Genomic DNA, 16371 nt, shown 5'->3' on the forward strand with positions numbered 1-16371 from the left:
ACTCTCGGGTCAGGGGGCAGGGCGGTGGCGTATCGCCGGGAACCGCGCCATTAAACGCATCCCCCCAATCCATTGCAAGACGGCGGCCTTGTTCGCATTGCAGGCCGTGTTGCCGAGCGCATTGCTGCCCGCATCACCACCCGCGGCACGGCTCTGTTGCCTTGATGAGACTGGCGGCACAGGGGTGGGTTCGGATACGATGTTCGCTAACTAACTTGATCCTTGGATCCCATGACTCGGACATTCGTCCTGTTCACGAGCCGACTGCGTGTGGCTTGTCACGGCGAAGGTCCCTCACAGCGGATGCTTCTATGACTGATTTGCCCGGTCAGACCGCAACCCGGACGGGTGCGGACGGCCAGGATGCGCAGGCTTCTTCACGTGGCGCGGCAGGCGAGATCAATCTCGATGACGCCCTGATTCGTGTCGAAGGCCTGCGGTTCACCCGTGGAGAACGCGAGATATTCTCCGGCATCGACCTCAAGATCCCGCGCGGCAAGATAACCGCCATCATGGGGCCTTCCGGTACCGGCAAGACGACACTGCTCAAGTTGATCGGCGGCCAGTTGACACCTTCGGCAGGACGCGTCGAGATCGCCGGGTTGCACGTGCATGGCCTGTCGCGGCGCGAGCTGTTTCGCATGCGCCGTCGCATGGGCATGCTGTTTCAGAGCGGTGCCCTGTTCTCCGACCTGAGCGTGTTCGAGAACGTCGCCTTCCCGTTGCGCGTCCACACCGATCTCCCCGATGCGATGATTCGTGACATCGTGCTGATCAAGCTCGAATCCGTCGGGCTGCGCGGCGCGCGTGAACTGATGCCGGCCGAACTCTCCGGCGGCATGACGCGGCGTGTGGCGCTGGCGCGAGCCATCGCGCTGGACCCGGACCTCATCATGTACGACGAGCCGTTCGCCGGGCAGGACCCCATCTCGATGGGCGTGCTGGTCAATCTGATCCGGCGCCTCAATGATGCGCTGGGCATGACGGCGCTGGTGGTCTCGCACGACATCAAGGAAACGCTGACCATTGCCGATTACGTCTATGTGATCGCCGATGGCAAGGTGATGGCGCAGGGCACCCCCGAGGCGCTGAACGCCGAATCGGACCCGCGTGTGGCCCAGTTCATCCACGGCAAGCCGGATGGCCCGGTGCCCTTCCATTACCCCGCCCCGGACTTCGCCGGCGACATTCTCGATGGTCGCGAGTCGGCAACCCGCAGGAGAGAGTCATGAGTGGTCTGAATCGTGGCCCGCTCGGGGCCATCACGTCACTGGGCCGCAGCAGCATCGACGTGATCGCGGCCATCGGGCGCGCCGGCATGCTGCTGGTGCAGGCCGGTATCGGCATCCCGTCCCGTGAGGGCATTGGCCTGTGGGTGCGACAGATGCACTTCGTCGGTGTGCTGTCGCTGGCCATCGTGCTGGTCTCGGGGCTGTTCATCGGCATGGTGCTGGCGCTGCAGGGCTACACCATTCTGGTCGGTTTCGGCGCCGAGGAAGCGCTGGGACAGATGGTGTCGCTGTCACTGCTGCGCGAGCTGGCGCCTGTGGTCGCGGCCTTGCTGTTTGCCGGGCGCGCGGGGTCGGCGCTGACGGCGGAGATCGGCCTGATGAAGGCCACCGAGCAGTTGACCAGCATGGAGATGATCGGCGTCGATCCGCTCAAGCGCATCGTCGCGCCGCGCCTGTGGGCCGGGTTCGTCTCGCTGCCGCTGCTGACCATCGGCTTCAGTGTCGTGGGTATCTGGGGCGGCAAGCTGGTGGGGGTCGACTGGCTGGGCATCTACGAGGGCGCCTACTGGAGCAGCATGCAGTCGAACGTCGATTTCATCGGTGATGTCATGAATGGCGTCATCAAGTCACTGGTCTTCGGGCTGGTGGTCAGCTGGATCGCCGTCTTCCAGGGCTATGACCTGATCCCGACCTCGGAAGGCATTTCGCGCGCCACCACACGTACCGTGGTTTATTCATCTTTGGCGGTGCTGGGACTCGACTTTGTCCTCACGGCCGTCATGTTCGGAGAGATTTGATGAAACGTACCCGCATGCTCGAGTTCGGCGTGGGCCTGTTCATACTCGCTGGTTTCCTGGGAATGGTCTTCCTGGGGCTGCGTGTCAGCGGCGTCACGTTCCAGCAGGCTGATGACACCTTCGTGCTCAATGCCAACTTCTCAGGGATCGGAAGCCTCAAGGCGCGGTCAAAGGTCACGATGGCAGGTGTTGCCGTCGGCAGCGTCGAGAAGATCGAGCTGGACCCGAAGTGGTTTGACGCCCGTGTCACGATGAAGCTGGACAGCAGCCTGCGTGGCAAGCTGAGCAAGGACACCACCGCCGCCATCCTGACGTCCGGCCTGCTGGGCGAGCAGTACATCGGCCTGAGTACCGGGGGAGACCCGGACGTGCTGGAGGACGGCGACACCATTCGCGATACCCAGTCTGCACTGGTGCTGGAAGAGTTGATCCAGCAGTTCGTGTCCAATTTTTCGAAGAGCTGATTCTGGAAGCGCTGATTCTCGAAGCGCTGTTCATCGAAGTCCAGGCACCCGGCGCATGCGTGTGATGCGCCGAAAGACCTGACTCGGTGCCTGTGGTTTCACGTTCGAGCACGATGCACATTTTCAAGGAGCAACCCTGATGATTCCTAGCCTCAAGAAGCTGATCCGTCCGCTGAGCGTGCTGAGCCTGTCCGCCCTGATGGCGCTGAGCCCGCTGGCCATGGCCGCCCCGCAGGAGCCGGACGTGCTGCTGCGCGACACGGTCGAGGGCCTGACTACCAAGATCGATAGCCGCGAGAGCTACTACAAGGACAACGTCGACGAGCTGGAAAGCCTGGTGGATTCCGCGCTGAAGCCGGTGGTGGATTATCGCTACATCGCCGCCAGCGTGATGGGCAAGTACTTCAAGGGCGCCTCTCCTGAGCAGCGCACCGAATTCGCCAAGGTCTTCCATGACACCCTGATCGGCACCTATGCCAAGGGGCTGGTGAGCTTCGATTACGCCAGGCTGGACGTGAAGGACAGCGAAGGTGAGCGTCGCTATGAAGACCAGGACACCGTCTACATGGACGTGGTCGATACCAAGGGCAAGGTCTATCCGGTGGCCTATTCCATGCGTCTGCGCAACGACAAGTGGAAGGTGGTCAACGTGATCGTCAATGGCGTCAACCTGGGCCTGACCTTCCGCAACCAGTTCGACCAGGCCATGCGTGACAACGGCCGCGACATCGATGCCGTCATCAAGGGCTGGCAGCCGGATGTCGACCTCGAGAAGGGTGAGGGGGATCAGGGCAACAGCTGAGCCCTGTCGTCGCCATGACCATGAAAACTCTCTTCGATCGCGAGGGCGTCACGCTGGAAGCCGGTGACGCACGGTTGAGCCTGAGTGGCCAGCCGGATTTCGACAATGCCGCAGAGCTGGCGGATTCCGGCAGGAAATGGCTGGGGCGCCGCGAGGATGGGGTTTCCATCGATCTGTGCGGCGTGGATAGCGCCAGTACTGCCACCCTGAGCGTGCTGCTCGAGTGGCAGCGCCATCTGGCGGAGCATGGTGGGCACGTCGCTCATCTCGCGTTGTCTCCCGCGTTGAGCCGACTGGCGGCAGTCTCTGGACTGGAAAACCTGCTGCCGGGGCTGAATGTCGCTGAGATCAGCGCCGAGCCCCCGCTGTCACTCGAGACGTCCTGAGCCAGCAGTGTGGCCTGACTACCTGTCAGGCCACACTGCTCTGCTGGATGCTAGAGGCTTGTCCGTATCGCCATTCATGCGCGCGGCAACGTGGAGGCAGCGATTGACTGCCAATCGCGTTCCCGCGCGCTTTTGATTACCATGTGCGGTCATATCGCATCGATCGTCGCGCAAGGATTCCCTGCCACGATCCCGACATGTACCGCGAAGGAGTCATCGCCCGTCATGCAACCGAATGATGTCAAGGCCCTGCTCGAGGCTCGTATCGAGAACGTCGATTTTCATATCCAGGGTGAGGGCTGCAATTTCCAGGTCGTCGCCGTGGGGGATGTCTTTGCCGAGCTGAGCCGCGTCAAGGCCCAGCAGCTGGTCTACTCCGCACTCAATGATGAGATCCGCTCTGGCGCGCTGCATGCCATCAGCATTCGTACCTATACCCCGGCGCAGTTCGAAGCTGCCGCCGGCAACGCTCAGGGTTGACCGGAACATTTCATGGATAAGCTGATCATCACTGGCAACGGGCCGGTCAACGGGGAAGTCTGGGCCAGCGGCGCCAAGAATTCGGCACTGCCCATTCTGGCAGCCACGCTGCTGTCGGAAGGTCCCGTGACCATCAGCAACCTGCCGCATCTGCAGGACATCACGACCAGCCTCGAGCTGCTCGGGCGTATGGGCGTCGAGCCGGTGATGGGCGACAACATGACCGTGCAGCTGGATGGCTCCAAGGTCGAGCATTGTCACGCGCCCTATGACCTGGTCAAGAAGATGCGTGCCTCGATTCTGGTGCTGGGCCCGCTGCTGGCGCACTTCGGCAGTGCCGAAGTCTCGCTGCCGGGCGGCTGCGCCATCGGCTCGCGTCCGGTGGATCTGCACATCCGTGGCCTGGAGGCGATGGGGGCCGAGATCACGGTCGAGAATGGCTATATCCGCGCCAAGGCGCCGGGTGGCCGCCTGAAAGGCGCGCGCATCGTCTTTGATGTCGTGACCGTCACCGGCACCGAGAACCTGCTGATGGCCGCGACCCTGGCCGATGGCCGCACCGTGCTGGAAAACGCCGCGCGTGAGCCGGAAGTCGTCGATCTGGCCGAGTGCCTGATCGCGATGGGCGCGAAGATCACCGGCCAGGGCTCCGACACCATCGTCATCGACGGTGTCGAGAAGCTGCACGGCTGTGAATACTCCGTCATGCCGGACCGCATCGAGACCGGCACCTTCCTGGTCGCGGCGGCTGCCTCGCGCGGCAAGGTGCGTGTCACGCGTACGCGTGCCGACACCCTGGATGCCGTACTGGCCAAGCTGGAAGAAGCCGGCGCCACCATCACCACCGGTGATGACTGGATCGAGCTCGACATGCACGGCAAGCGCCCGAAGGCGGTCAATATCCGCACGGCGCCGTACCCGGCATTCCCCACCGACATGCAGGCCCAGTTCGTGGCGATGAATGCGGTCGCGGAAGGCACCAGCACCGTGATCGAGACCATCTTCGAGAACCGCTTCATGCACGTGCAGGAGCTCAACCGCATGGGCGCCCACATCGCGCTCGAGGGCAACACCGCGGTCGTGACCGGCACCGAGCGCCTGTCCGGCGCGCCGGTGATGGCGACGGACCTGCGTGCCTCTGCCTCGCTGGTGATCGCGGCGACCGTCGCCGACGGCGAGACCATGGTCGACCGCATCTATCACATCGACCGCGGTTACGAGTGCATCGAAGAGAAGCTCTCCGGGCTGAACGTGATCATCCGTCGCTCCGCCGGCTGATCAGTGGCCCACCTCGTGCTGCCGGCCTTGATTGACCGGCAGCGCGTGCCGAATTCCTACGTACAAGCACGGGCGAATACCCCATGAGCAAGCAACTGGTCGTCGCCCTCTCCAAGGGGCGTATCCTCAAGGAAACCCTGCCGCTGCTGGCTGACGCTGGCATCGAGCCGCTGGAAGATCTCGACAAGAGCCGCAAGCTGCTCTTCGATACCAATCTGCCGGACGTCAAGCTGGTCATCATCCGTGCCACCGACGTGCCGACCTACGTGCAGCTGGGCGCGGCCGATCTCGGCATCGCCGGCAAGGACGTGCTGCTCGAGCATGGTGCCGAAGGCCTGTACGAGCCGCTGGACCTGGAAATCGCCAAGTGCCGCCTGATGACCGCCGGTGTCGTCGGTCAGCAGCAGCAGGGCGCTCGCCGCCGCGTCGCGACCAAGTTCGTCGATGTCGCGCGTCGTTATTACGCCGAGCAGGGCATTCAGGCGGAAGTCATCAAGCTCTACGGTGCGATGGAACTGGCCCCGCTGATGAATCTGGCCGACGAGATCGTCGATATCGTCGACACCGGCAACACCCTGCGCGCCAACGGCATGGAGCCGCGCGAGCTGATCACCGACATCAGCACGCGTCTGGTGGTCAACAAGGCCGCCATGACCATGAAGCACGATCGTCTCAAGCCGCTGATCGATCGCCTGCGTCAGGCCGTGGAAGCCCGCCGCGAGGCGTGATGGCGGCGTGCTGTTGGCATCGACCCGATGGATACCCAAGGTCGCATAGATGACCGTGGCAGAAGATGACGCTCGAAACGCCAGCTGCCGCCCCTGCTCGTCACGATCCTTATCAAGATGATAGGGGTAGGCGCTGGACAGAGCCCGTCCGGTTCAGCCTTCTCTGCCAAGCAATGAGAAAAGAGGTTCGCATGGATACCTTGATCAACCGGCTTGATAGCCGTGATACCGATTTTATTGCCCGCCTGGATCGCTTGCTGTCATGGGAGGGCGTGTCCGATGCCGAGGTACAGCATCGTGTCACCGACATCCTCGCGCGCGTCAAGCAGGAAGGCGATGTGGCGCTGGTGGAGTTCTCCAACCGCTTCGACCGCCTGAATGTCTCGAGCATGGCCGAGCTGGTCATCGGTGCCGAGCGTCTGGCCCAGGCCTATGCCGACTTGCCGGCGGATCAGCGCGAGGCGCTGGCTGTGGCTGCCGAGCGCGTGCGTGTCTATCACGAGCATCAGAAGCCGGAAAGCTGGTCCTTCAAGGACGAGCACGGCAGCCTGCTGGGCCAGAAGGTCACGCCGCTGGACCGCGCCGGCATCTACGTGCCGGGCGGCAAGGCCGCCTACCCGTCATCCGTGCTGATGAACGCGATTCCGGCGCATGTCGCGGGCGTGCGCGAGATCATCATGGTCGTGCCGACGCCGGACGGCGTGGTCAATGAGCTGGTGCTGGCCGCGGCTCACCTGGCGGGTATCGATCGTGTCTTCACCATCGGTGGCGCCCAGGCCGTGGCGGCACTGGCCTACGGCACCGAGTCCGTGCCGCGCGTCGACAAGATCGTCGGACCGGGCAACATCTACGTGGCGACTGCCAAGCGTGCGGTGTTCGGTCAGGTCGGTATCGACATGATCGCCGGGCCGTCCGAGATCCTGGTGGTCAGTGATGGCGTGACCGATCCGGACTGGCTGGCGATGGACCTGTTCTCCCAGGCTGAGCACGATGAAGATGCCCAGGCGATCCTGATCGGATGGGATGACGAGCACCTGGCCGCCGTCGAGGCCTCCATCGCACGCCTGGCACCGACCATGGAGCGTGCCGAGATCATCCTGACCTCGCTGCGTGAGCGTGGCGCCCTGATCCGTGTCAGCGGGCCGGAGCAGGCGCTGGAGCTGACCAACCGCATCGCGCCGGAGCACCTGGAGCTCTCGGTGGCCAATCCCCAGGAGTGGGTCGAGGGCGTGCGCCACGCCGGCGCCATCTTCATGGGCTCGCATACCTCCGAGGCGCTGGGCGATTACTGCGCCGGGCCGAATCACGTGCTGCCGACCTCCGGCACCGCGCGCTTCTCCTCGCCGCTGGGCGTCTATGACTTCCAGAAGCGCTCCTCGCTGATCCAGTGCTCGCCAGCGGGCGCGTCAGTGCTCGGGCGTACCGCCTCGGTACTGGCACGTGGCGAGTCGCTGACGGCACATGCGCGCAGTGCCGAGAATCGCATTCTCGACTGATCTTGAGACTGAGCCTTGCCTGGTCAGTCGTCTGACAAGACAAGAAGCCCCGCGACGGACTCCGTCGCGGGGCTTCTTGTCATCATGGGGCGGGGGCTGCCCAAGGCGCTGCGCCGATATACCGGCTCAGCCCTTGTCCTGCAGGGACGGCTCGACGGCCGCCGGTGTATTGTCGGGAATCGGGCGCTCGCCGACCTTGACATCGATGTCCAACGTCTTGCCGTCACGCAGCAGGCGCAACTCCAGCGCATTGCCGGGCTTGACGGCGGCGATGTCGGCCATGGCCAGGCGAGCATCCAGCAGGCGCTTGCCGCCGATGGCGGTCAGGATATCGCCCGGGCGCAGGCCGGCGCGCGCGGCAGGGCCGTCACGCAGCACGGCGGCCACCACCACGCCTTGCGGGGCGCTCAGGCCGAAGGAGTGCGCCAGCGACGGCGTCAGCTCCTGGACTTCCAGGCCCAGCCAGCCACGAATCACGCGGCCGTGGTCGACCAGCGCTTCGAGGATGTCACGTGCCAGGTTGGCGGGGATGGCGAAGCCGATGCCCTGCGAGCCCCCGGAGCGCGAATAGATGGCGGTATTGATGCCGACCAGCGAGCCGTCGGTATTGATCAGCGCGCCGCCGGAGTTGCCGGGGTTGATCGCGGCATCGGTCTGGATGAAGTCTTCATAGGCGTTCAGGCCAAGATGATTGCGTCCGGTGGCCGAGATGATCCCCATGGTGACCGTCTGGCCGACTCCGAAGGGATTGCCGATCGCCAGCGAGACATCGCCGACGTGCACCTGGGTGGAATCGGCAATCGCCACGGTGGGCAGGTTGTCGAGGTCGATCTTGAGCGCCGCGAGGTCGGATTCCGGGTCCACGCCCACGACCTTGGCGAATGTCTCGCGGCCATCGCGCAGGGCGACCTGGATCTGGTCGGCACCCTGGATGACGTGATTGTTGGTCAGGATGTAGCCGTCGCTGGAGAGAATGACGCCGGAGCCCAAACTCGACAGCATGCGCTGGCTGCGCAGTGCGTCTTCGCCGTAGAACTGGTTGAAGAAGGGGTCGGACATCAGCGGATGCTTGCTGTCGTCCTTGATCTCGCGCGAGGAATAGATGTTGACCACCGCCGGAGCGGCGGCGTCCACCGCGGCCTGATAGCTGGCCGGGCCGCTGTTGCGCTGCAGCGGCGGTGCTTCACGCAGTACCGGGTCTGCCGACTCTTCGCGCTGCGCCGCTGACAGCGTCAGGCTCGGAGGCGGCAGCACCTGCTGATTGGCGGCAGAGTTCCGTGACGGGCTCGGATAGGGGGTGTTGCCTGCCTGCTCGCTCTGCTGCGGGGCGGGTTCGCCCAGACCCAGCGTCGGAAAGCGATCCAGCACGACGACGGCCAGCAGGACGCCGGTGACGACGGGCCACAGTAGCGGGAGCAGTGTGCTGCGAAGAGAACGGGGCATCGGATTACCTGATGAAAAGTCCGCGCACCGACGCGATGCTGCGGACATGAAGATGAATGGCCTGAAACTCCACGTGCCACGCGAAGGGATGGCCCCGGTCAAGGCGCGGCACGCTTACATGGCGCCGATGCGCCGTTACAATGCTCGCCAGTGTAACACTCGATGACTCTGACTGCTGGAGGCCCAATGGCTGATCGTGACACGCTGATGAAGGCGCTGGATGGCTGTCTGGAGGCGCAGGCCTTCAAGGACTATACCGTCAATGGCTTGCAGGTGGAGGGGCGCCGCGAGGTGCGCCGCGTGATGACTGGCGTGACGGCCAGTCAGGCGTTACTTGATGAGGCGCTCGCCTGGCAGGCCGACCTGGTGCTGGTGCACCACGGCTACTTCTGGAAGAACGAGCCGGCCCAGATCACCGGCATGAAGCGTCGGCGCCTCAAGACCTTGCTGGCCAATGACATCAATCTGGCAGCCTATCACCTGCCGTTGGATGCGCATCCGACCCTTGGCAACAATGCCCAGCTGGCCGAGCGTCTGGGGCTGGTCAGTGAAGGCTGTCTGGATGGCGTGCCCGGGCGTGGCCTGGTGCATGTCGGGCGTCTGGCTGCTGAGGTGGAAGAGCTGGACAGCACAGCGCTGGGGGCCGAGTTCAGTCGGCGTCTGGGACGTGAGGTGCTGGTCGTGGCCGGCCATGATCGTCCCATCAAGCGCATTGCCTGGTGCACCGGCGGCGCTCAGGACTATATCGGTCTGGCCATCGAGGCCGGCGCCGATGCCTTCCTCTCGGGCGAGATTTCCGAGCGCACCACCCATAGCGCCCGTGAAGAGGGAGTGACCTACTTCGCGGCGGGGCATCATGCGACCGAGCGTGACGGTGTGCGGGCCCTCGGCGAGTGGCTGGCCGCCGAGCATGGAGTAGAGCACCGCTTCGTGGATATCGACAATCCGGCGTGACATCTGGTGCCGGAAACGACAACGGCCACCTCTCGAGGTGGCCGTTGTCGTTTTCAGATGCCGTGAGAGGTTCACGACAGCAGGGCGATCAGATGCGCGGCGGGTTGGTGGCCGGAGTCTCGCCTTCACTCGGTTGCGGCTTGAGGCCGAAGTCCTCTGACAGAGTGCCACGGTTATCGGCGTAATCACGCGGCAGGTCGACCTTGTCGGTCTCGCTGTCGTCCGGCGTGGTGTCAGTGTCCAGCAGGCGGCGCTTGAGCTGGCTGTCATCGCACAGCGCGGTGGCGCCAGTGGCCAGATGCTGGCGCAGCTCATTGCCGGCGCGCTGGATCTGGTCGGTCAGGTCGCTGGCCTTGGAGAAGTGGTCGTTGAGGGCATCGCGGAACTGGGTCAGCTCCAGTTCGCGCTCAGCCAACTTCTGGCGGGTCTTCTGATTGCGGGCCACGTTGGCATTCAGCAGGTGGTAGCACAAGGCGCCGATACCGATGCCAGCCAGAAAACAGGCAATGGCCAGGATCCAGTCAATGTTGCTCTCGTTCACGTCGCTCTCCTTGTGTCACGACTGCGGTGATCGTCACCGCTGGGGCATGGTAGCGCTGAGATACGATGCCGGTCTTCAATGATGTTCCATCACGCCGATCTCGGGATCGGTCTGGTGTCCAGCAGGTCAGCGCCGCTTGCCGCTGTCCTTCTTGCCTTGGTCTTTCCTAGCTCAGTCTGTAGTGCCGCTTGCGTTTCAAAAGCGTCCACGCGCCATTATATCGGTGTGGTGCAGCGATGCGTCAATTCACTCGGCGCGCGACCTTGGTCGCCTGTCGGCGCATCCGGCGGGGTGTGGGCGGATGCCAGCTCACGCCTTGCGAGCAATGCGCGCGGCGACAGCCACCTCGCACCGCCGATTGCTGGCCGGTGAGTGGGTAAAGTGGCCATCAAGGCGTATAATGCCGCGCAATTTCGTTCTTGCCTGCCCGCCGTGTCGGGTCAGGCGTGTTCTTGTTCCTTTTCATGTCAGGCGTGTGCCAGTAGGTGGCGCCTGACCTGCAGCGGGTTTCTCAATGCCAGCACCGACGCCTCTCGAGAAGTACCAGGCAGACCTCAAGCGTGATGACTTTGCCTACGATGCCGCCCAGGAAGATGCGGTCCGTCATCTGCAGCGTCTCTACGATGACCTCGTGCGCAGGCCGCGCCAGACGCCCGACAAGGTGTCCGACGCGACGGGTGGCGGCGGGCTGGGCTCCAAGGTGCGTCGTCTGTTCGGCAAGCCGTCACGCACGGCACCTGTCGATGAAGTGCCCGAGATCATGGGTCTCTACTTCTGGGGCGGTGTGGGGCGCGGCAAGACCTATCTCGTCGATACCTTCTACGAGAGCCTGCCGTTTGCCGACAAGATGCGCACGCATTTCCACCGCTTCATGCAGCGTGTCCACAATGAACTCGGCCACTACAAGGGCGAGAAGAATCCGCTGACTCTGGTGGCGGCCAAGTTCGCCGTCGAGGCGCGCGTGATCTGCTTTGACGAATTCTTCGTCAAGGACATCACCGATGCGATGATTCTCGCCACCCTGTTCGAAGAGCTGTTCAAGCAGGGCGTGGTGCTGGTCGCGACCTCCAATATCGTGCCGGATGACCTCTACAAGGACGGCCTGCAGCGGGCGCGCTTCCTGCCGGCGATCGACCTGGTCAAGCGTCACTGCACGGTGGTCAACGTCGATTCCGGCATCGACTATCGCCTGCGCGCGCTGGAGCACGCCGAGCTCTTCCATAGCCCGCTGGGCGACGACAGTGCCGCGCGGCTGGCGCGGGAGTTCCGCTCCATCGCCGGTGCCGAAGGCCATGCTGATGAAGGCTTGAGCATCAATCACCGCGTGCTGCATGCTCTGCGTCGCCATGAAGACGTGGTGTGGTTCCACTTCGATGAGCTGTGTGATGGCCCGCGTAGCCAGAATGACTACATCGAGCTGGCGCGTGAGTTCCATACCGTGCTGGTGTCCGAGGTGCCGCAGATGGGGCGCGACAGTGACGACCAGGTGCGTCGTTTCATCAACATGGTCGATGAGTTCTATGACCGTGGCGTCAAGCTGCTGATGAGCGCCGCGACGCCCGTCGAGGATCTCTACACCGGTGGCAATCTGGATTTCGAATTCCAGCGCACGCTGTCACGCCTGCAGGAAATGCAATCACGCGAGTACCTCGCACTGCCTCACAAACCGTGATGTCCATGACAGGGCAAAATAGCCTTTGTGGTAGGCGGGTATGACATGTACAATGCGCGCTCGCTCGAACTGTTGACCGGTTCTCGAGCCATCCTGAGTCATTCACTCCTGATGGGCGAGGGCAGTCTGGAGATGAGAGGGCAGTGACTGCGCAAGCAGCATGCCGCTCGCTGCCAGACGTCGGGCAACCAAGAAAAATAGGGATTGGTCGCGCACACAGGTGCAAGACCCGACTATAGGTGATTCATCCATGAAGACGTTTACTGCTAAGCCGCAGTCCGTCCAGCGTGACTGGTTCGTCGTCGACGCAGCCGGCAAGACGCTGGGCCGTATGGCTACCGAAATTGCTCGTCGCCTGCGCGGCAAGCATAAAGCCGAGTACACTCCGCACGTTGACACTGGCGATTACATCGTCGTCATCAACGCCGAGAAAGTCGCTGTGACTGGTCGCAAGGCAGAAGCCAAGACCTACTACCGTCACACCGGTTACCCGGGTGGCCTGCGCTCCATGAACTTCAACCAGATGATCGACCACAAGCCTGAGCGCGTGATCGAACTGGCTGTCAAGGGCATGCTGCCGAAGGGTCCGCTGGGTCGTGCCATGCAGTCCAAGCTGAAAGTCTATGCTGGCTCCGAGCATCCGCACGCTGCGCAGCAGCCGCAAGAACTGAACATCTGAGGGAAGCATCGCCATGACACAGCAGCACTACGGTACCGGGCGCCGCAAGACTTCTACCGCGCGCGTCTTCCTGAAGCCGGGCACCGGCAAAATCACCGTCAACCAGCGTGACCTGAACGACTACTTCGGTCGTGTGACAGGGCGTATGGTTGTCCGTCAGCCGCTCGAGCTGACCGAAACTAGCGAACAGTTTGACGTCTACGTCACTGTTGCTGGTGGTGGTGGTTCTGCCCAGGCCGGCGCTATCCGTCACGGCATCACTCGTGCCCTGATGGCTTACAACGAAGACTTCCGTCCGACCCTCCGCGCCGCCGGTTACGTCACTCGTGACGCCCGTGAAGTCGAGCGTAAGAAAGTCGGTCTGCGCAAGGCCCGTCGTCGTCCGCAGTTCTCCAAGCGTTAAGAGAACTCGCGTCGACTACAAGAACGTCCAGTACCCGCAAGGGTGCTGGACGTTTTTTTTGCGGTCTCGCTGCACGATTGACGAAAGCGGCTTTGGTCAAGGTGGCTTTCTTGAGTTGTGAGTGCTCTGTTCTTGCCCTTTAATACAAGCAAGCATCAAGTGCTCGGCAAGTGGATGGCCCAGCATCAAGCGGTAGTGTTTGGGAGATAACAATAAAATGTCAGATCAAGTCGTGAACCGAGGGCGACGCCGCTTCCTCGTCAGCGCAACCACCGTGGTCGGGGCGGTAGGGGTGGTCGGTATCGCAACGCCCTTCCTGGCGTCCTGGCAGCCAAGTGCGCGTGCTCGCGCGGCAGGCGCGCCTGTCACGGCGGATATCTCGCGGCTGGCACCCGGCCAGCAGATGACCATCGAGTGGCGCGGCAAGCCGGTGTGGGTGGTGCGTCGCACCCCCGAGATGATCGCCGATATCCGCGCCATCCCCCCCGCAGAGTTGCAGGACCCCGAGTCACTGCGTCCCCAGCAGCCCCCTTATGTCGATGCCGTGCTGCGTTCCATCAAGCCGGAATATGTGGTGTTGGTGGGTATCTGCACGCACCTGGGCTGCTCGCCTGGCTATCGTCCCGAGATTGGTGCGGCGGATCTTGGCGCGGACTGGCCGGGCGGCTATCTGTGTGCCTGTCATGGGTCCAGGTTCGATCTCGCCGGGCGAGTCTTCACCGGAGTGCCGGCACCTTCGAATCTGGAGGTGCCGCCGCATCGCTACGAGAGCGAGCAGGTACTGGTGGTGGGTGTCGACGAGGAGGCTGCCTGATGGGGAATCCAAACCGTGCCAAGGCGCCACGCGGCATCATGCGCTGGATCGATGACCGCCTGCCGGCCACCCAGTTTCTGCAGGACCATCTGACCGGCTACTACGCGCCGAAGAACTTCAACTTCTTCTACTTCTTCGGCTCGCTGGCCTTGCTGGTGCTGGTCAATCAGATATTGACCGGCATCTGGCTGACGATGAGCTATACGCCGAGTGCCGAGGAGGCCTTTGCCTCCATCGAGTACATCATGCGCGATGTGGAGTACGGCTGGTTGATCCGCTACATGCATTCCACCGGCGCCTCGGCCTTCTTTGTTGTCATCTATCTGCACATGTTCCGTGGCCTGCTGTATGGCTCCTACCGTGCGCCTCGCGAGCTGGTCTGGATCTTCGGCATGTGCATCTATCTGGCGCTGATGGCCGAGGCCTTCATGGGCTATCTGCTGCCCTGGGGGCAGATGTCCTACTGGGGTGCGCAGGTGATCATCTCGCTGTTCACGGCGATTCCGGTCATCGGGGCAGACCTGGCGCAGATGATTCGTGGCGACTATCTGATCTCGGGAATCACCCTGAACCGCTTCTTTGCGCTGCATGTCATTGCCTTGCCGCTGGTGATCGTCGGGCTGGTGGTGCTGCATCTGGTGGCGCTGCATGAGGTGGGCTCGAACAACCCCGATGGCATCGAGATCAAGGACCGGAAGGATGAGGCGGGGCAGCCCCTGGATGGCATTCCGTTCCATCCCTATTACACGGTGAAGGACCTCGTCGGCGTCGGCGTATTCCTGTTCGTGTTCTGTGCAGTGATCTTCTATTTCCCCGAAGGCGGCGGCTACTTCCTGGAGACGCCGAACTTCGAACCGGCCAATTCGCTCAAGACGCCCGAGCACATCGCGCCGGTGTGGTACTTCACGCCGTTCTACGCCATGTTGCGCGCGGTCAATTACCCGCTGTTCGGCGTGGATGCCAAGTTCTGGGGCGTGGTGGTCATGGGGCTGGCGATCGCTATCCTGTTCGTGCTGCCGTGGCTGGATCGCTCGGCGGTGCGCTCGATCCGCTACAAGGGCTGGCTGTCGCGTGTCGCCATCGTCATCTTCGTGGTCAGTTTCGTGACGCTGGGCGTGCTGGGGGTGATGCCGCCCACGCATGAGCGCACGATCATCGCGCAGCTGGCGACCGTGGCATATTTCGCCTTCTTCATACTGATGCCGCTGTATACGCGCTTCGAGACGACGCGAGCGGTGCCTGACAGGGTGACGGGCCGATGAACGCGCTGATGAGTGGGGCAAGGGAGTGGCTCAAACGCGGGCTGGCAGCAGGGTTGCTGGCCGTAGTGAGCCTGATGGGGGCGGGTATGGTGAGCGCGGCCAGCAGCGCGGTGCCGCTGGAGACGATGGAGCCGGATCTGCATGATCAGCCCTCGCTGCAGCGAGGCATGCAGCTTTACACCAACTACTGCCTCGGCTGTCATAGCCTGCAGTATCAGCGTTACTCGCGTGCCGCGGAGGACCTGGGGATGCCCGAGGACCTGGTCGAGCAATACCTGATTCTCTCGCCAGCGCTCAAGATCAATGACACCATGCGTACGGGCATGCAGAAAGAAGACGCGGCCGGCTGGTTCGGCACGCCGCCACCGGATCTGTCGCTCGAGGCGCGTCTGCGCGGCACGGACTGGATCTACACCTATCTGAAGAGCTTCTATCGCGATGCGTCACGTCCGTGGGGCGTGAACAATGCGGTCTTCCCCCAGGTCGGCATGCCGCATGTGCTGGAATCGCTGCAGGGCGTGCAGGAAAAGGTCTGTGGACAGACTGATATGGCGGTAGCGGGGGCGGAGATCGATCCCGGCACGGGGCGTTATGCCTCCTGTGATATCCTAGAGATCACCCAGCCTGGCAGCATGACGGCAGGGGAATTCGATCAAGCGATGTGGGATCTGACCAATTTTCTGGCCTATGTCGGCGAGCCTTCGCGACTCAAGGCTGAGAGCATGGCCCCCAAGGTGTTAATATTCATTCTGATCTTTACCTTGCTGGCGTATCTTCTCAAGAAGGAATACTGGCGCGACATTCATTGATGGCCCCCGGGGCGGGGTCTCAGTGATAATGGCGAGCCGGCAGTGACGGGCGCGCGGCTGATCAGTCGCGCGCCCGCTTGCGTCGCCTCGAGGTGGCGCAGGCTGACCCTCTGGCAGGGCCCGTTGTGACA

The 16371-nt window shown here is 63.0% G+C and carries 18 protein-coding genes; 16 read left to right on the forward strand and 2 right to left on the reverse strand.

The features are described from left to right. Positions 1-311 precede the first annotated feature (311 nt). The 9 genes from AC5WNJ_RS03335 to hisD all read left to right on the forward strand — a co-directional run bounded on the left by AC5WNJ_RS03335 (position 312) and on the right by hisD (position 7663). Entirely contained in the window at positions 312-1232 is a 921-nt protein-coding gene (locus tag AC5WNJ_RS03335; protein ID WP_082388135.1) for an ABC transporter ATP-binding protein, read from the forward strand. Then, positions 1229-2029 (forward strand): lipid asymmetry maintenance ABC transporter permease subunit MlaE, encoded by an 801-nt coding sequence (mlaE, locus tag AC5WNJ_RS03340; protein WP_043332547.1) that lies wholly within the window; start codon positions 1229-1231, stop codon positions 2027-2029. Before AC5WNJ_RS03335 ends, mlaE begins: the two co-directional genes overlap by 4 nt. Continuing rightward, on the forward strand, positions 2029-2493 hold the full coding sequence (gene mlaD, locus AC5WNJ_RS03345; RefSeq protein WP_043332545.1) for an outer membrane lipid asymmetry maintenance protein MlaD: 465 nt from the start codon (positions 2029-2031) through the stop codon (positions 2491-2493). Before mlaE ends, mlaD begins: the two co-directional genes overlap by 1 nt. Positions 2494-2632: 139 nt before the next feature. After that, on the forward strand, positions 2633-3295 hold the full coding sequence (locus tag AC5WNJ_RS03350; RefSeq protein ID WP_176676288.1) for an MlaC/ttg2D family ABC transporter substrate-binding protein: 663 nt from the start codon (positions 2633-2635) through the stop codon (positions 3293-3295). Positions 3296-3315: 20 nt separating this feature from the next. Beyond that, positions 3316-3681 (forward strand): STAS domain-containing protein, encoded by a 366-nt coding sequence (locus tag AC5WNJ_RS03355; protein WP_253062255.1) that lies wholly within the window; start codon positions 3316-3318, stop codon positions 3679-3681. Between the two features lie 225 nt (positions 3682-3906). Then, complete coding sequence (locus AC5WNJ_RS03360) at positions 3907-4161, forward strand: BolA family protein (protein WP_043332541.1); 255 nt, start codon at positions 3907-3909, stop codon at positions 4159-4161. A 12-nt stretch (positions 4162-4173) separates the two neighbouring features. Further along, positions 4174-5439 carry a UDP-N-acetylglucosamine 1-carboxyvinyltransferase gene (gene murA / locus AC5WNJ_RS03365; protein WP_176676289.1) on the forward strand — a complete coding sequence of 422 codons (1266 nt, stop codon included), beginning with the start codon at positions 4174-4176 and terminating at the stop codon, positions 5437-5439. A gap of 83 nt (positions 5440-5522) precedes the next feature. Then, on the forward strand, positions 5523-6167 hold the full coding sequence (gene hisG, locus AC5WNJ_RS03370; RefSeq protein ID WP_043332537.1) for an ATP phosphoribosyltransferase: 645 nt from the start codon (positions 5523-5525) through the stop codon (positions 6165-6167). Between the two features lie 191 nt (positions 6168-6358). Further along, positions 6359-7663, forward strand: coding sequence for a histidinol dehydrogenase (gene hisD, locus AC5WNJ_RS03375; protein ID WP_176676290.1), 1305 nt, complete (start codon positions 6359-6361; stop codon positions 7661-7663). Between the two features lie 126 nt (positions 7664-7789). Here the strand turns inward: hisD and AC5WNJ_RS03380 are convergent, their stop codons facing one another. Continuing rightward, on the reverse strand, positions 7790-9106 hold the full coding sequence (locus AC5WNJ_RS03380) for a trypsin-like peptidase domain-containing protein (protein WP_176676291.1): 1317 nt from the start codon (positions 9104-9106) through the stop codon (positions 7790-7792). 186 nt (positions 9107-9292) lie between these two features. Between AC5WNJ_RS03380 and AC5WNJ_RS03385 the strand changes: the two genes are divergently transcribed. Beyond that, positions 9293-10060, forward strand: a complete 768-nt coding sequence (locus AC5WNJ_RS03385; protein WP_176676292.1) for a Nif3-like dinuclear metal center hexameric protein — start codon at positions 9293-9295, stop codon at positions 10058-10060. Between the two features lie 88 nt (positions 10061-10148). Here the strand turns inward: AC5WNJ_RS03385 and AC5WNJ_RS03390 are convergent, their stop codons facing one another. Beyond that, complete coding sequence (locus AC5WNJ_RS03390; protein ID WP_043332529.1) at positions 10149-10601, reverse strand: Z-ring associated ZapG family protein; 453 nt, start codon at positions 10599-10601, stop codon at positions 10149-10151. Positions 10602-11115: 514 nt separating this feature from the next. On the opposite strand from AC5WNJ_RS03390, the gene zapE reads away from it, so the two are divergent. From zapE to AC5WNJ_RS03420, 6 genes are all read left to right on the forward strand, one after another. Next, positions 11116-12273, forward strand: coding sequence for a cell division protein ZapE (zapE, locus tag AC5WNJ_RS03395; RefSeq protein WP_176676293.1), 1158 nt, complete (start codon positions 11116-11118; stop codon positions 12271-12273). A 250-nt stretch (positions 12274-12523) separates the two neighbouring features. Continuing rightward, positions 12524-12952, forward strand: a complete 429-nt coding sequence (rplM, locus tag AC5WNJ_RS03400) for a 50S ribosomal protein L13 (RefSeq protein WP_176676294.1) — start codon at positions 12524-12526, stop codon at positions 12950-12952. 13 nt (positions 12953-12965) lie between these two features. Then, the gene (rpsI, locus tag AC5WNJ_RS03405) at positions 12966-13355 is read left to right on the forward strand and encodes a 30S ribosomal protein S9 (protein WP_176676295.1); all 390 of its coding nucleotides are present in this window, start codon (positions 12966-12968) and stop codon (positions 13353-13355) included. A gap of 217 nt (positions 13356-13572) precedes the next feature. After that, a complete protein-coding gene (petA, locus tag AC5WNJ_RS03410; RefSeq protein ID WP_176676296.1) occupies positions 13573-14169 on the forward strand; it encodes a ubiquinol-cytochrome c reductase iron-sulfur subunit in 597 nt (198 codons plus the stop codon). Then, positions 14169-15431, forward strand: coding sequence for a cytochrome b (locus tag AC5WNJ_RS03415; protein ID WP_176676297.1), 1263 nt, complete (start codon positions 14169-14171; stop codon positions 15429-15431). The genes petA and AC5WNJ_RS03415 overlap by 1 nt, the downstream gene beginning before the upstream one ends. Beyond that, on the forward strand, positions 15428-16240 hold the full coding sequence (locus AC5WNJ_RS03420; protein ID WP_253062267.1) for a cytochrome c1: 813 nt from the start codon (positions 15428-15430) through the stop codon (positions 16238-16240). The genes AC5WNJ_RS03415 and AC5WNJ_RS03420 overlap by 4 nt, the downstream gene beginning before the upstream one ends. Positions 16241-16371: the final 131 nt, after the last annotated feature.

Source organism: Cobetia sp. PDI-23MA, from assembly GCF_059507735.1.